Annotated in this window: 11 protein-coding genes, 1 tRNA gene and 2 pseudogenes; 6 read left to right on the plus strand and 8 right to left on the minus strand. The window is 38.0% G+C overall.

From position 1 onward, the window contains the following. Positions 1-10: 10 nt before the first annotated feature. Positions 11-2,460 (plus strand): annotated as a pseudogene (locus J5F42_RS01955) (type I restriction-modification system subunit M). Positions 2,461-2,495: 35 nt separating this feature from the next. Then, positions 2,496-3,023, plus strand: a pseudogene (locus J5F42_RS01960) (restriction endonuclease subunit S); the annotation flags it as partial. An 80-nt stretch (positions 3,024-3,103) separates the two neighbouring features. On the opposite strand, the gene aapA3 reads toward J5F42_RS01960, so the two are convergent. The 5 genes from aapA3 to J5F42_RS01980 all read right to left on the minus strand — a co-directional run bounded on the left by aapA3 (position 3,104) and on the right by J5F42_RS01980 (position 6,619). Continuing rightward, the gene (aapA3, locus tag J5F42_RS08000) at positions 3,104-3,196 is read right to left on the minus strand and encodes a hypothetical protein (RefSeq protein WP_001126950.1); all 93 of its coding nucleotides are present in this window, start codon (positions 3,194-3,196) and stop codon (positions 3,104-3,106) included. A gap of 156 nt (positions 3,197-3,352) precedes the next feature. Next, positions 3,353-3,979 (minus strand): FAD-dependent thymidylate synthase, encoded by a 627-nt coding sequence (gene thyX / locus J5F42_RS01965; protein WP_000451917.1) that lies wholly within the window; start codon positions 3,977-3,979, stop codon positions 3,353-3,355. 21 nt (positions 3,980-4,000) lie between these two features. Continuing rightward, positions 4,001-5,794, minus strand: coding sequence for a glutamine--fructose-6-phosphate transaminase (isomerizing) (gene glmS, locus J5F42_RS01970; RefSeq protein ID WP_283491459.1), 1,794 nt, complete (start codon positions 5,792-5,794; stop codon positions 4,001-4,003). Then, positions 5,795-6,034 (minus strand): DUF2443 domain-containing protein, encoded by a 240-nt coding sequence (locus J5F42_RS01975; protein ID WP_000461832.1) that lies wholly within the window; start codon positions 6,032-6,034, stop codon positions 5,795-5,797. Positions 6,035-6,076: 42 nt separating this feature from the next. Beyond that, on the minus strand, positions 6,077-6,619 hold the full coding sequence (locus J5F42_RS01980) for a phosphorylase family protein (protein WP_283491460.1): 543 nt from the start codon (positions 6,617-6,619) through the stop codon (positions 6,077-6,079). A 153-nt stretch (positions 6,620-6,772) separates the two neighbouring features. Here J5F42_RS01980 and dnaA point away from each other — a divergent pair, with 153 nt between their 5' ends. Both dnaA and J5F42_RS01990 read left to right on the plus strand, forming a co-directional pair. Next, on the plus strand, positions 6,773-8,140 hold the full coding sequence (gene dnaA, locus J5F42_RS01985; RefSeq protein ID WP_283491461.1) for a chromosomal replication initiator protein DnaA: 1,368 nt from the start codon (positions 6,773-6,775) through the stop codon (positions 8,138-8,140). A gap of 228 nt (positions 8,141-8,368) precedes the next feature. Then, positions 8,369-9,808 (plus strand): competence protein, encoded by a 1,440-nt coding sequence (locus tag J5F42_RS01990; RefSeq protein ID WP_283491462.1) that lies wholly within the window; start codon positions 8,369-8,371, stop codon positions 9,806-9,808. Positions 9,809-9,810: 2 nt separating this feature from the next. On the opposite strand, the gene J5F42_RS01995 is transcribed toward J5F42_RS01990, so the two are convergent. Continuing rightward, positions 9,811-9,886, minus strand: a tRNA-Phe gene (locus J5F42_RS01995). A 101-nt stretch (positions 9,887-9,987) separates the two neighbouring features. On the opposite strand from J5F42_RS01995, the gene J5F42_RS02000 reads away from it, so the two are divergent. Then, on the plus strand, positions 9,988-10,740 hold the full coding sequence (locus tag J5F42_RS02000) for an exodeoxyribonuclease III (RefSeq protein WP_000767534.1): 753 nt from the start codon (positions 9,988-9,990) through the stop codon (positions 10,738-10,740). Here J5F42_RS02000 and J5F42_RS02005 read toward each other — a convergent pair. Both J5F42_RS02005 and J5F42_RS02010 read right to left on the minus strand, forming a co-directional pair. Further along, the gene (locus J5F42_RS02005; protein WP_000668039.1) at positions 10,737-11,372 is read right to left on the minus strand and encodes an outer membrane protein; all 636 of its coding nucleotides are present in this window, start codon (positions 11,370-11,372) and stop codon (positions 10,737-10,739) included. The genes J5F42_RS02000 and J5F42_RS02005 overlap by 4 nt on opposite strands. A 3-nt stretch (positions 11,373-11,375) precedes the next feature. Next, on the minus strand, positions 11,376-11,723 hold the full coding sequence (locus tag J5F42_RS02010) for a hypothetical protein (RefSeq protein WP_000837047.1): 348 nt from the start codon (positions 11,721-11,723) through the stop codon (positions 11,376-11,378). An 81-nt stretch (positions 11,724-11,804) separates the two neighbouring features. Here J5F42_RS02010 and recG point away from each other — a divergent pair, with 81 nt between their 5' ends. Next, positions 11,805-13,676 carry an ATP-dependent DNA helicase RecG gene (gene recG, locus J5F42_RS02015; RefSeq protein WP_283491463.1) on the plus strand — a complete coding sequence of 624 codons (1,872 nt, stop codon included), beginning with the start codon at positions 11,805-11,807 and terminating at the stop codon, positions 13,674-13,676. Positions 13,677-13,681 lie beyond the last annotated feature (5 nt).

Here is a 13,681-nt window from a genome sequence, read left to right on the forward strand (position 1 = left end):
GGCGGTTAAAATGGCGATCAAAAAAAGCGAATTGTATAGCTCTTTATGGGCTGGAGCGGATAGCTTAAGGGGCGGAATGGATGCGAGCGAGTATAAAAACTACGTTTTGAACCTGCTTTTTTTAAAATACATCAGCGATAAAGCCAGAAACAATAACTTTAGCGAAATAGAAGTGCCAGAAGGGTGTTTTTATGAAGACATTCTCGCTTTAGAGGGCGATAAGGAAATAGGCGACAAGCTCAATAAAATCATCGCCAAGATCGCAAAGCGAAACGAGTTAGAAGGCGTGATTGACAGCGTGGATTTTAACGATAACACTAAGCTTGGAGAGGGTAAAGCGATGATGGACACCCTTTCTAATCTAGTTAAAATCTTTGCGGATTTGAGTTTGGGCGCGCATGGGGCTTTAGACGATGATTTACTGGGCGATGCATACGAATATTTAATGCGCCATTTTGCCAGCGAATCCGGTAAATCCAAAGGGCAGTTTTACACCCCTAGCGAAGTTTCGCTACTATTATCCCTTTTGCTTGGCATTGATGAAAATACCAGACAGGATAAAAGCATCTATGATCCCACTTGCGGAAGCGGTTCGTTATTGTTAAAAGCTTCTAGTTTGGCCGGCAAAAAAGGCTTAACTATCTATGGTAAAAAGACATTTCCACCACAGCCCTTTGTAAAATGAATATGATCTTACACAATAGCGCTACTGCTGATATTGCTAAAGGGGGTTCTAGCACCCTTTCTAACCCCCTTTTTACTACTGAAAATGGCATGCTAAAAACCTTTGATTATGTTGTAGCTAACCCTCCATTTAGCTTGAAAAACTGGACTGATGGGCTAACTATAGACCCTAAAAGCAAGCAAGTCATTAACGATCATTTCAATCGTTTTGAAGACGGCACACCCCCTGAAAAAAACGGCGATTTCGCTTTTTTACTCCACATCATCAAATCCTTAAAAAACACAGGCAAAGGGGCAGTGATTTTACCCCATGGGGTACTATTTAGGGGGAATGCTGAGGGTGTGATTAGAAAAAATCTTTTATTAAAAGGCTATATTAAAGGCGTGATAGGCCTAGCCCCTAATCTTTTTTATGGCACTTCCATTCCTGCATGCGTGATTGTTTTAGACAAAGAAAACGCGCGCGCCAGAAAGGGCGTTTTTATGATCGATGCGAGCAAGGATTTTAAAAAAGACGGCAATAAAAACCGCTTGAGGGAGCAAGATGTCCAAAAAATGATAGACACTTTTAACGCTTACAAAGAAATCCCTTATTACTCCAAAATGGTGAGCCTAGAAGAAATTAGCGCTAACGACTATAATTTGAATATCCCGCGCTACATTGCCTCTAAGCAAGAATTGGAAAAAGACTTGTTCGCTTTAATCAACAGCCACAAGGCCAGTTATTTGCCCAAAAACGAAATAAAAGCCTACGACCCTTATTTTAGAGTGTTTAAAGAGCTTAAAAACACGCTGTTTAAAAAGAGCGATAAAGAGGGTTATTACGCTTTAAAAACAGAATGCGAAAACATTAAAGAATTAATCACCCAAAGCTCAGAATACCAAACCTTCCACGCTTCTGTTTTAAGCGTTTTTGACCGATTGGATTTATTTGAAACTTTTAACCATTTAGAGCCAGGTTTTAACCCAAAAACCCTCATAGAGAGCGTTTGTTCAAGGGTTTTAAAAGAATTTGAAAAGGGTGAAATTTTAGACAAATACGGCGTGTATCAGCTCTTCAAAGATTACTATAACGAAGTCTTGCAAGACGATTGGTTCCTCATCTCATTCAATGGCTTTATAAGCGCTAAAAATTTAAGGAAATTAACCCCCCTAAAAGACAAAAACAAAAAAGCCAATTATTTAGAGGAGCCGGATTTTGTCATTCAAAAAACCTACTATAAAAGCGATCTAATCCCTAAAAACTTGATCAAACAACGCTTTTTTGAAAAAGAAACAAAAGAATTAGAAGAATTAGAAAACGCCCTCAATGAAAAAGAGGCCCTTTTAGATGAATTTATAGAAGAGCATTCTAACGAAGAGGGGCTTTTTGATGGATTGAAAATCAATGAAAACGTTTTGAAAAAAGAGTTAAAAAACGCCACCGATTTAGAAGATAAACAAATCCTAAAAACCGCTTTAGAGTTGCTAGAAGCTAAAAACAAGGCGCTAAAAATGAAAAATAAAGCTTATGAGGAGCTGGAATTAAAAGCGTTCCACCAGTATAAAAACCTTGAAATCAATGAAATTAAGGATCTCATCATCAAAGACAAATGGCTCAACAGCTTGAAAAACGCCCTAGAAAACAAGATCCAAAAACGCACCAACGCTTTTATTAGCGCTCTTAATGGAATCATTTCAAGCTACTCTAACAGCTTGTTAGAACTAGACAAAAAAGTCAAAGAGAGCGAATCAAAAGTTTTAGAGCATTTGAAAGATTTGGGGTTAATGGGGTGATAGAACGCATGGACGCATTAATGCTGCCCTTAAATTGGCAAAAAGTGAGACTTGGGGATATATGCGAAATCACAACCGGTTCATTAGATGCAAATGAAATGGTTCATTATGGAAAATATAGATTTTATACATGTGCAAAAGAATATTATTTTATAGATAAATACGCTTTTGACACAGAAGCAATTTTAATTTCTGGAAATGGTGCGTATGTAGGGTATGTGCATTACTATAAGGGCAAATTTAACGCCTATCAAAGAACCTATGTGTTGGATAATTTTAGCGAACATATTATATTTGTAAAATATTTTTTAACAATGTTTTTGCAATCCCATATTCAAACAAATAGAAATGAAGGTAATACCCCTTATATCGTAATGGCAACTTTAAAAGATTTTGAAATCCTTTTACCCCCTCTAAACGAACAAGCCGCTATCGCTAACATTTTAAGCGGTTTGGATAGTGAAATCATTAGCCTTAAAAACAAAAAACGCCAATTTGAAAATATCAAAAAAGCTTTAAACCACGATTTAATGAGCGCTAAAATCAGGGTTTTAAACAAATAAAACGCCCCAAAAGTCAAGGACAAACCCGCTTATAAAGGAAACCCCTAAGCTTTTAAACTCAGGGGAACGCTCTTAGAAAATCAGCGTTTCACAGAAACGATCACTTTAAGCCCCAAAAAAGCAAACTCAAAGTATAATGTTTTCCAAGAGCGTTTGTTATGTGTCTTTGGCATAACATGCTCCTTTATGTGGTTTGCCCCATAAAGCCACTTATGGGGCGTGATAAAATCCTACAACAAACCCCCTTAAAACTCCACCTCATCAAACACAAAAACAAGGCGTTTTTAAAACATTAAAGAATGAGCGTTATTAAGCGGTATTGTTTAAATCTAATGCTTCAAACAATCTTCAAACAGATATTGATGCTCGCCAGGTAAAGCGTCAAATAAGGCTTTGGCTAAATCTTGCATTTCTTTTAAGGCTTTATTACTGCTTCTTAAAGTCAATAAGTTTTGCAAACTCCTAGCGTTAATGCTATAGGCTAAATGCGTTTTATAGCTTTCAGGCATGGCGTATTTGGCTAAATCGTTTTTAATGTTATGCTCGCTCAATAAAACCCTGAGATTTTCCAAAGCTAAAACGCTCATTGCATCCACTTTTTCATTATCCACGAACACTAAAAACTCTTTCGCTCTTTCTAAATTCGTTTCATTAAGGGGTAAAAAGCTCTCCACTTCTTTCAATTCCCTTAAAGTGTAGCGGCTTGATTTCACGCTCAAGCTCGCTATTCTATGCCGGCTCAATTCTTGCAACGCCCCCCTGCTCAAACCCTTGATTTCAAAATTGTAATAAAGATGCTCTAAAGTGGAAGAATGCCTGAAAATATTCCCCACCCTGTGGATGAGTTCTTTATCCTTACAACCGCCATCATCGCTGTATTCAAAACTCTGCCAGCAAGTGCGGATCGCTTGGCTCGCAATGTCTAAAGGGGTGTAATGCTTACAAATCACTTCCATTATTTGACTCCTAATCGCTTTTTATTCCACAGTAACGCTTTTAGCTAAGTTTCTTGGGTGATCCACATCATGATTTAGGCGCATAGCGATTTCTAAGGCTAAAAGTTGCATCGCTAAATTCATGCGGAAAAATTCTTCCATGTAGCTTTCGCTCTCTTCTAATTGGATAAAATCATCAGCAATTTCTAAAATTTCAGAGCTTAACACGCAAATCGTAGAATCCCTAGCGCTCAATTCTTCAATATTGCTTTTGGTTTTATCAAATAACAGATGCTTAGACAATAAAGCAATGGTAAAAAGATTAGAATCCACTAGCGCAATAGGCCCATGCTTCATTTCCGCGCTCGCATACCCCTCAGCGTGCAAGTAGCTGATTTCTTTAAGTTTTAACGCTCCTTCTAAAGCGAGCGGGTAAAACACATCGCGGCCGATATAAAAAAAGCCATGCCCATGCAAGTAGCGTTTGGATAGGCGCTTGATTTTTTCATGCAATTTAGGCTCTACTTTCATCGCATTCACGCTATTGAGCATGTTTTTAGCCTGGATTCTTTCTTCTTCTTTAGAGATCGTCCCTAGCTGTTTGCCTAGATACACGCTCAAAAGCCATAAAAGCATCACTTGCGAAGAAAACGCCTTAGTGGATGCCACACTCCTTTCTACCCCCGCTCTAATCAAAAGCGTGTGATCGCTGATGCGGCTCATCATGCTAAAAGGAGCGTTACACAAACTAATGGTTTTAAGCCCTTGGGCTTTGGCTAATTTTAAAGCCTCCAAAGTGTCAGCGGTTTCCCCGCTTTGAGAAATCGCTATAAAAAGCTCGTTAGGGTTGCTTTTAAAATGGGCGTAGCGGTATTCGCTCGCTAAAATGGCCCTCGCTCTTATTTTGGCTAACCTTTCAAACAAATACACGCTCGCCAAACTCGCATGGTAGCTGCTCCCGCAAGAACACAGCGTGATTTCATTCACATTCTCTAAAAATTCAGGATCAATCTCGCAATACACATTCAAGGCTTCCAAGCGCCCCTCTAAACACTCTAGCAAACTGCTATGCTGCTCATAAATCTCTTTTTCTAAATAATTCCTAAAATCCCCTTTAGAATAATCTTTATCCTCAAAAGCGTAATCTTTCATGTTTTCAATATTGTTTAAATCTTTAAAATTTTCTAAAGAAATCCGCCCCACGCTGTTTTCTTCTAAAATGACAAATTGATCCACTTTAGGGGCTAACACGCTCAAACTAGACGCAAAAAACACCCCATCCTTGCCCTTACCCACGACTAAAGGTGAAGAAGATTTAGCGTAAAAGAGGCTCTCTTTAGCCCTTTTATGGAGCATTAAAATCGCATAACTCCCTTTTAAAAGGCTGATGCTTTTTTCAAAAGCTTTCAATAAATCGCTCTCGCTTTTAAGCGTTTCTTCTAATAAATGCGCAATGACTTCCGTGTCCGTTTGGCTTAAAAACGCATGCCCTTTGTTTTCCAATTCTTTTTTCAAACTTGCGTAATTTTCAATGATGCCATTATGCACTAAGGCTAAATTTTCTGTAAAATGCGGGTGGGCGTTTGCGCTGCTTGGCTTGCCATGCGTGGCCCATCTGGTGTGAGCGATACTCACGCCAAAATTTAAAAACTCTTTATTTTTAAGCTCTGTTCTAAGGTTTTCTAATTTCCCTTGAGTTTTAAACACTTCCAAACGATTGCCGCTCAATACGGCTAAACCCGCGCTGTCATAACCTCTGTATTCTAATTCCTTTAATCCCTCTAAAAGAACGGATTTTTTCTCGCTATCCCCTATATAACCTACAATCCCGCACATTTAAAACACCAATAACCCTTTTTTGATTTTATTTAAAGCGTTAATAAGCTCCTTCAATCGCTCCACTTCTTCGCTTAATTGCGTAAAAAACGCTTCATTCACGCCCTTTGGCATGTCCATGCTCCCTCTTTTAATTTCAATGAAATCCCCCAAACTCAAATCCGCTAATTTTAAAAGCATTTCAATTTCATTTTGCGAATCTTCAATATCCGCTAAAATCTTGCGTATTTTTTCAAACATGTGATCGCCTTTAATTTAGAATGCTCCATGATAGCTAAACTATTAAATTATTAAACTATCAATGATGTTTTCTAAAATCTGTTTGACTTTGGCGTGGTTTTCTTTAAATTGCTTATGCGCGTTAAGTCCTGCATGGTTACTCACGCAAAAAATCCCTTTAGCCTTTAAAGAAAACGCCTTAGCCACGCTTAAAACGCTAAAAAACTCCATGTTTTCTAATAAAACGCCCTTTTGAACCATTTTTTTAGCGAACATTTCGCCGGTGTGGATATAGTTACTGCTGTTGACGCACACCCTTTCAAACAGAGCCTGCTCTTTAGTTTCTATGTGAATGGAATTATCCAAAGGCGTGTAGCTGTTTAAATGACTAAAACTCTCTTCAATTTGATAGCCGCAAACGCTTTCAAACACGCTTAAAAGCTCCATTTCTGGGCTATAACTCCCCGCGCTCCCTATAAAAATAAGGCTTTCTGTATCAGGGTTTTTTAAACACATTCTCGTTAAATTAATCGCACTCTCTATCAAACCCACACCAATAGGCACCGCCCCTTTTAAAGTTTCATTCCTTCCCGCACAAAGCAGCATGAAAATCCTTTTTTTCGCATCTATTAGCTTATTATAAAGCAAACATTATAGACAAACCCTTAAAAGAAACACCTTAATTTTAAGGCTTCATTCACATTTCATTCACATGTTATTCCTTTTTCATTCACCACTTATTCACGCTATAATAACGCCATGGATACCAACAACAATATTGAAAAAGAAATCTTGGCGCTAGCCAAACAAAAAGTTAGTCTCATAGAGTATGAAAATTACTTTAGCCAACTCAAATACAACCCTAACGCGAGCAAGAGCGATATTGCCTTTTTTTATGCCCCCAACCAAGTCTTATGCACCACGATTACGGCTAAATACGGTGCGTTGCTTAAAGAAATTTTAAGCCAGAATAAAGTCGGCATGCATTTAGCCCATAGCGTGGATGTGCGTATTGAAGTAGCGCCTAAAATCCAAATTAGCGCCCAATCTAATATCAATTACAAAGCGGTAAAAACGAGCGTCAAAGACTCTTACACTTTTGAAAATTTTGTCGTAGGCTCATGCAATAACACCGTTTATGAAATCGCTAAAAAAGTCGCCCAAAGCGATACCCCCCCTTATAACCCGGTGCTTTTTTATGGCGGCACAGGGTTAGGCAAAACGCACATTTTAAACGCTATCGGTAACCATGCCCTAGAAAAGCATAAAAAAGTCGTGTTAGTCACTTCAGAAGATTTTTTGACAGACTTTTTAAAGCATTTAGACAACAAAACCATGGATTCTTTTAAAGCAAAATACCGCCATTGCGACTTTTTCTTGTTAGATGACGCTCAATTTTTGCAAGGAAAACCCAAGCTAGAAGAAGAATTTTTCCACACTTTCAACGAATTGCACGCCAACAGCAAACAAATCGTATTGATTTCAGACCGATCGCCTAAAAACATCGCCGGCTTAGAAGATCGCTTAAAATCGCGCTTTGAATGGGGGATAACCGCCAAAGTCATGCCCCCTGATTTAGAAACCAAACTTTCCATTGTCAAACAAAAATGCCAGCTCAATCAAATCACTTTGCCTGAAGAGGTGATGGAATACATCGCCCAACACATCAGCGACAATATCCGCCAAATGGAAGGCGCGATCATTAAAATCAGCGTGAACGCGAACTTAATGAACGCTCCCATTGATTTGAACCTCGCTAAAACCGTTTTAGAAGATTTGCAAAAAGATCATGCTGAAGGCTCAAGCTTGGAAAATATCTTGCTCGCTGTCGCGCAAAGCTTGAATCTCAAATCCAGCGAAATCAAAGTCTCTTCGCGCCAAAAAAATGTCGCTCTGGCTAGAAAATTAGTCGTGTATTTCGCCAGGCTTTATACCCCTAACCCCACGCTTTCGCTCGCTCAATTTTTAGATTTAAAGGATCATTCAAGCATTTCTAAAATGTATTCTAGCGTTAAAAAAATGCTTGAAGAAGAAAAAAGCCCTTTTATCTTAAGCCTTAGAGAAGAAATCAAAAACCGCCTGAACGAATTGAACGACAAAAAAACCGCTTTCAATTCAAGTGAATGAAAAAAGGCTTATCAAAAAGCGTTTCATTCACTTTTTTTCAAATCCTACAACCCCCATAAAAACGCGCACCTCTAAAGCTTTTTAATTTTTCATTCCATCCATTCACGCCCCTACTACTGTTACTAATTATTATTAATTAAAGTGTTACCTATCTATAACTTATTGATAACTTTTACTAAACCTTTTTTTAAGATATAATCCAAAAATCCAAAATAAAAAGGAATAAGCATGAAAAAAACCCTTTGTCTGTCTTTCTTTCTGACTTTCTCTAACCCTCTTCAAGCCCTTGTGATCGAGCTTTTAGAAGAGATCAAAACTTCCCCGCATAAAGGCACTTTTAAGGCTAAAGTCCTTGATTCTAAAGAACCAAGACAAGTTTTAGGCATTTATAATATCTCCCCACACAAAAAACTCACGCTCACAATCACTCACATATCTACTGCAATTGTTTATCAACCCCTTGATGAAAAACTTTCTTTAGAAACGACCTTAAACCCTAACCGCCCTACTATCCCTAGAAACACCCAAATTGTTTTTTCTTCAAAAGAATTGAAAGAAGCGCACGCACACCAAATGCTTTCTTTAAATGCACCCATGCAAAAACCACAAAATAAACCCAGCTCATCGCAACAACCTTCTCAAAACTTTTCTTACCCAGAGCCCAAACTAGGCTCTAAAAACTCTAAAAACAGCCTTTTACAGCCTTTAGCAATTCCTAGCAAAATAAGTCCTACTAACGAAACTCAAACGCCAACAAACGACACTAAACCCCCTTTAAAACATTCTTCAGAAGATCAAGAAAACAACCTCTTTATAACGCCACCCACTGAAAAAACGCTCCCTAATAACACCCCTAACGCTGATATTGATGAAAACAATGAAAGCAACGAAAATAGGGACAATGTGGAAAAACAAGCCGTTAGAGATGCTAATATTAAAGAATTTGCGTGCGGGAAGTGGGTTTATGATGATGAAAATTTACAAGCCTATCGCCCAAGCATTTTAAAACGCGTTGATGAAGACAAACAGACTGCGACAGATATTACCCCTTGCGATTACAGCACCGCTGAAAATAAAAGCGGTAAAATCACTACCCCCTATACTAAAATCTCTGTTCATAAAACAGAGCCTTTAGAAGAGCCACAAACTTTTGAAGCTAAAAACAATTTCGCCATTCTTCAAGCCAGAAGCTCTACAGAAAAATGCAAAAGGGCTAGAGCAAGAAAAGACGGCACGACTAGGCAATGCTATCTAATAGAAGAGCCTTTAAAACAAGCGTGGGAGAGTGAGTATGAAATCACCACGCAATTAGTGAAAGCCATTTATGAGCGCCCCAAACAAGACGATCAAGTAGAGCCAACTTTTTATGAAACCAGCGAATTGGCTTATTCTTCCACACGAAAAAGCGAAATAACGCGCAATGAATTGAATTTGAATGAAAAATTCATGGAATTTGTGGAAGTGTATGAGGGGCATTATTTGAACGATATAGTCAAAGAAAGCAGTGAATACAAAGAATGGGTTAAAAACCATGTGCGCTTTAAAGAAGGGGTGTGCATGGTTTTAGAAATAGAAGAGCAACCACGAGCCAAAAGCACGCCTTTGAGTATCGAAAACTCTCGTGTGGTTTGTGTCAAAAAGGGGAATTATTTATTCAACGAAGTTTAAGATGGTGGCTTGAGGCGGAATCGAACCACCGACACGAAGATTTTCAGTCTTCTGCTCTACCGACTGAGCTATCAAGCCAAGCAAAAGATAATTATTACATAAAAAAGGTAAAACAAAGCTTAATTTTTAAAAAAATGACTAAAAAGATATAATTCACTCAAAATCAAACAAGGATTAAAATGAAATTGATTTCATGGAATGTGAACGGGTTAAGAGCTTGCATGACTAAGGGCTTTATGGATTTTTTTAATAGCGTTGATGCAGATGTTTTTTGCATTCAAGAATCTAAAATGCAACAAGAACAAAACACCTTTGAATTTAAAGGGTATTTTGATTTTTGGAATTGCGCGATTAAAAAGGGCTATTCTGGGGTGGTAACTTTCACTAAAAAAGAGCCTTTAAGCGTGAGCTATGGCATTGATATGGAAGAGCATGACAAAGAGGGGCGCGTGGTAACTTGCGAATTTGAGTCGTTTTATTTAGTGAATGTTTATACCCCTAATTCCCAACAAGCCCTATCTAGGCTTAGTTATCGCATGAGTTGGGAAGTGGAATTCAGAAAATTTTTAAAAGCTTTAGAATTGAAAAAACCGGTCATTGTATGCGGGGATTTGAATGTGGCCCACAATGAAATTGATTTAGAAAACCCCAAAACCAACCGAAAAAATGCCGGCTTTAGCGATGAAGAGAGGGAAAAATTCAGCGAGCTTTTGAACGCTGGTTTTATTGACACTTTCCGTTATTTTTACCCCAACAAAGAAAAGGCTTATACCTGGTGGAGTTACATGCAACAAGCAAGGGACAAAAACATTGGTTGGCGCATTGATTATTTTCTATGCTCTAATCCTTTAAAAACACGCTTAAAAGACGCTTTAATCTATAAAGATATTTTAGGGAGTGATCATTGTCCGGTGGGGTTGGAATTAGTTTAAAGGTAGAAAGTGTGCGAAATAAAGACGGAAAAAAGCCTTACAAAGGGTGAGTCGTATTCAAAAGCAAAAGGCCATTTGACTCCCACTTCAATACTAGCGTCATGGTGGAATAGCACGGTTTGGAATTTAAACCCCACTAAACCTAGCATCCTAAAATTGGAAGTTTTGAGCGAAAACCCTTGAATGCTGCGCCAATCGTCAATGATGAAATTCGCGCTGTGTTTGGAAATCGTCCATGTGTTTTCAGCAACTTGCATGCCATAAAAAAGAGAAAATACATACAAGGGGTTCTTATTGTATTCTACGATCAAATCCCCTCCAAAGCCGTAAGTGAACATGTTCGCTTGAGCACCCGTTCTTTTATTGAGAATGACATTCCCATAATCCATAAAAAAATAATAGCGCGAATAAAACCAGTAGTTAGTGGGGTTAATCTCCCAGCCTAAAGAAAAGCTCGCCCCTTCAATCGTGCGTTTGAGATCGTTGTATTTTTTCATGATCATTTTCCCTACCTGGTATTGAGAAGCCACATAAAAACGGCTTTTGGCTTGCGTAAGGGTAGGGCTTAAAAAACAAACGCTTAAAAATAAAGGGGTTACTTTTTTAAATAAATCCTTTGAAAAAAATTTCACACTTTAATACTTCCTGTTGAGCGGGGAGTTAAGATTGTCTTGGTGGTTAGTGGCTCGTTGCAAAACATTGTTCGTTCTTTTTTGCGAAGGATCAGCGTTTTCTTCATTATTGATTTCATCAATTTTATTTTCGTTATTGATCAGATCATTCACCTCTTTAGTGGCTTTTTCATCTTCTTCTTCATGCTCAATCTTTTTTATATCCTTATTCGCTTGATTGATTGGATTGTTTTGAGTGGTTTTAGTGTTGTTTTGGTGCGATTGGGACGATTTTTTAGGCTCGTCTTTGCATGCGCTCAACAGGCTTAAAACAAAAGAGATAGCAATAAAATGAGTGATTTTAGATTTCATCAATTAAATTTCCTTAAGTCAATGTATAATTTGATTATCTTATCATAAAAACGATTAAGGATTGGCTAGGGTAAGAACAAATTGCAAGAAACAGATGACTTATTAAAAACATTGAACGTGAAATCGCTTTTAGAAGTCTTGCTTGTTTATACGCCCAAAGGTTATAAAGATTTGAATTTATTAGAGCGTTTTGAAACGGGCTTGAGCGGCGTTTTAGAAGTGGATATTTTAGAGAAAAGAAACTACGCCAAAGTTTTAAAGATTTTTGCCTATTCCAAACGATTTTACAAAAATTTAGAGCTTGTTTTTTTCAATTACAGCGCGTTCCATCACAGCCAGTTTAAAACCGGCGAGAGTTTGTTTATTTATGGTAAATTAGAGCAAAGCTCTTTTAATCAAGCTTATATCATTAACACGCCTAAAATCCTTACCGAATTTGGCAAAATTTCTTTAATTTTTAAAAAAGTTAAAAACCATAAAAAAATACAAGAAAATTTACAAAAACTCCTTTCATTAGAAAATTTAAAAAAGGAAGGCGTTAAAGAAAATATCGCGCATCTATTGTTGGAAATCTTTTTCCCCACGCCACATTTTGTCAAGGATTTTGAAACGAATAAAAATTTCCCTTCGCAACATTTAAATGCATTAAAATACATTGAAATGCTTTTTTATATGAAAAATTTAGATCGTAAGAAATTGCAATTCAACGCTAAAATCGTATGCCCTAATAACAGCGAACGCTTGGATAATTTCATCGCTTCTTTACCCTTTAAACTCACGCGCGATCAACAAAACGCCATTAAAGAAATCCAAAACGATCTCACCAGTTCTATAGCGTGCAAGCGTTTGATTATAGGCGATGTGGGGTGTGGGAAAACGATGGTGATTTTAGCGAGCATGGTATTAGCCTACCCTAATAAAACCCTTTTAATGGCGCCCACTTCCATTCTCGCTAAACAGCTTTATAACGAAGCCTTAAAATTTTTACCCCCTTATTTTGAAGTGGAATTACTGCTCGGCGGGAGCCATAAAAAGCGATCCAATCATTTGTTTGAAAAAATTACGCATGTTGTCATAGGCACGCAAGCTTTATTATTTGATAAGCGCGATTTAGATGAATTCGCTTTAGTGATCACTGATGAACAGCACCGATTTGGCACCAAGCAGCGCTACCAATTAGAAAAAATGGCGAGCAGTAAGGGTAATAAACCCCATTCCTTGCAATTTTCCGCTACCCCCATTCCTCGCACGCTTGCCCTAGCCAAAAGCGTGTTTGTGAAAACGACCATGATTAGAGAAATCCCTTACCCTAAAGAGATTGAAACTTTAGTCTTGCATAAAAGAGATTTTAAAATAGTGATGGAGAAAATCAGCGAAGAAATCGCTAAAAACCACCAAGTCATTGTCGTTTATCCGCTGGTGAATGAGAGCGAAAAAATCCCGTATTTATCGCTCAGTGAGGGGGCGAGTTTTTGGCAAAAACGCTTTAAAAACGTTTATACCACTTCAGGGCAAGATAAAAATAAAGAAGAAGTGATTGAAGAATTTAGAGAGTTAGGGAGCATTCTTTTAGCGACCACGCTCATTGAGGTGGGCATTTCTTTACCACGATTGAGCGTGATGGTGATTTTAGCGCCCGAAAGGTTAGGCTTAGCGACTTTACACCAGTTAAGGGGGCGCGTGTCTCGTAACGGCTTGAAAGGCTATTGTTTTTTATGCACGATCCAAGAAGAAAACGAACGATTGGAAAAGTTTGCTGATGAATTGGACGGCTTTAAAATCGCTGAATTGGATTTACAATACAGAAAAAGCGGGGATTTACTACAAGGGGGGGAGCAGAGCGGGAATAGTTTTGAATACATTGACTTAGCCAGAGATGAAAACATTATCGCTGAAGTGAAACAAGATTTTTTAAAAAACGCTAGCGTTTCACAAGGAACATTTGAAAATTGAAAATT

Origin of the sequence: Helicobacter pylori, assembly GCF_030062585.1 — a bacterium.
In the GTDB taxonomy this organism is placed as follows: Bacteria; Campylobacterota; Campylobacteria; order Campylobacterales; family Helicobacteraceae; genus Helicobacter; species Helicobacter pylori_CN.

Bases quoted from the DNA above. Each gene is read 5' to 3' on its own strand.
- aapA3 (WP_001126950.1), bottom strand. From the start codon at position 3,196: ATGCCAAAGACACATAACAAACGCTCTTGGAAAACATTATACTTTGAG.
- J5F42_RS02000 (WP_000767534.1), top strand. From the start codon at position 9,988: ATGAAATTGATTTCATGGAATGTGAACGGGTTAAGAGCTTGCATGACT.
- thyX (WP_000451917.1), bottom strand. From the start codon at position 3,979: ATGGAAGTGATTTGTAAGCATTACACCCCTTTAGACATTGCGAGCCAA.
- glmS (WP_283491459.1), bottom strand. From the start codon at position 5,794: ATGTGCGGGATTGTAGGTTATATAGGGGATAGCGAGAAAAAATCCGTT.
- J5F42_RS02010 (WP_000837047.1), bottom strand. From the start codon at position 11,723: ATGAAATCTAAAATCACTCATTTTATTGCTATCTCTTTTGTTTTAAGC.
- J5F42_RS01975 (WP_000461832.1), bottom strand. From the start codon at position 6,034: ATGTTTGAAAAAATACGCAAGATTTTAGCGGATATTGAAGATTCGCAA.
- dnaA (WP_283491461.1), top strand. From the start codon at position 6,773: ATGGATACCAACAACAATATTGAAAAAGAAATCTTGGCGCTAGCCAAA.
- J5F42_RS01990 (WP_283491462.1), top strand. From the start codon at position 8,369: ATGAAAAAAACCCTTTGTCTGTCTTTCTTTCTGACTTTCTCTAACCCT.
- J5F42_RS01980 (WP_283491460.1), bottom strand. From the start codon at position 6,619: ATGCTGCTTTGTGCGGGAAGGAATGAAACTTTAAAAGGGGCGGTGCCT.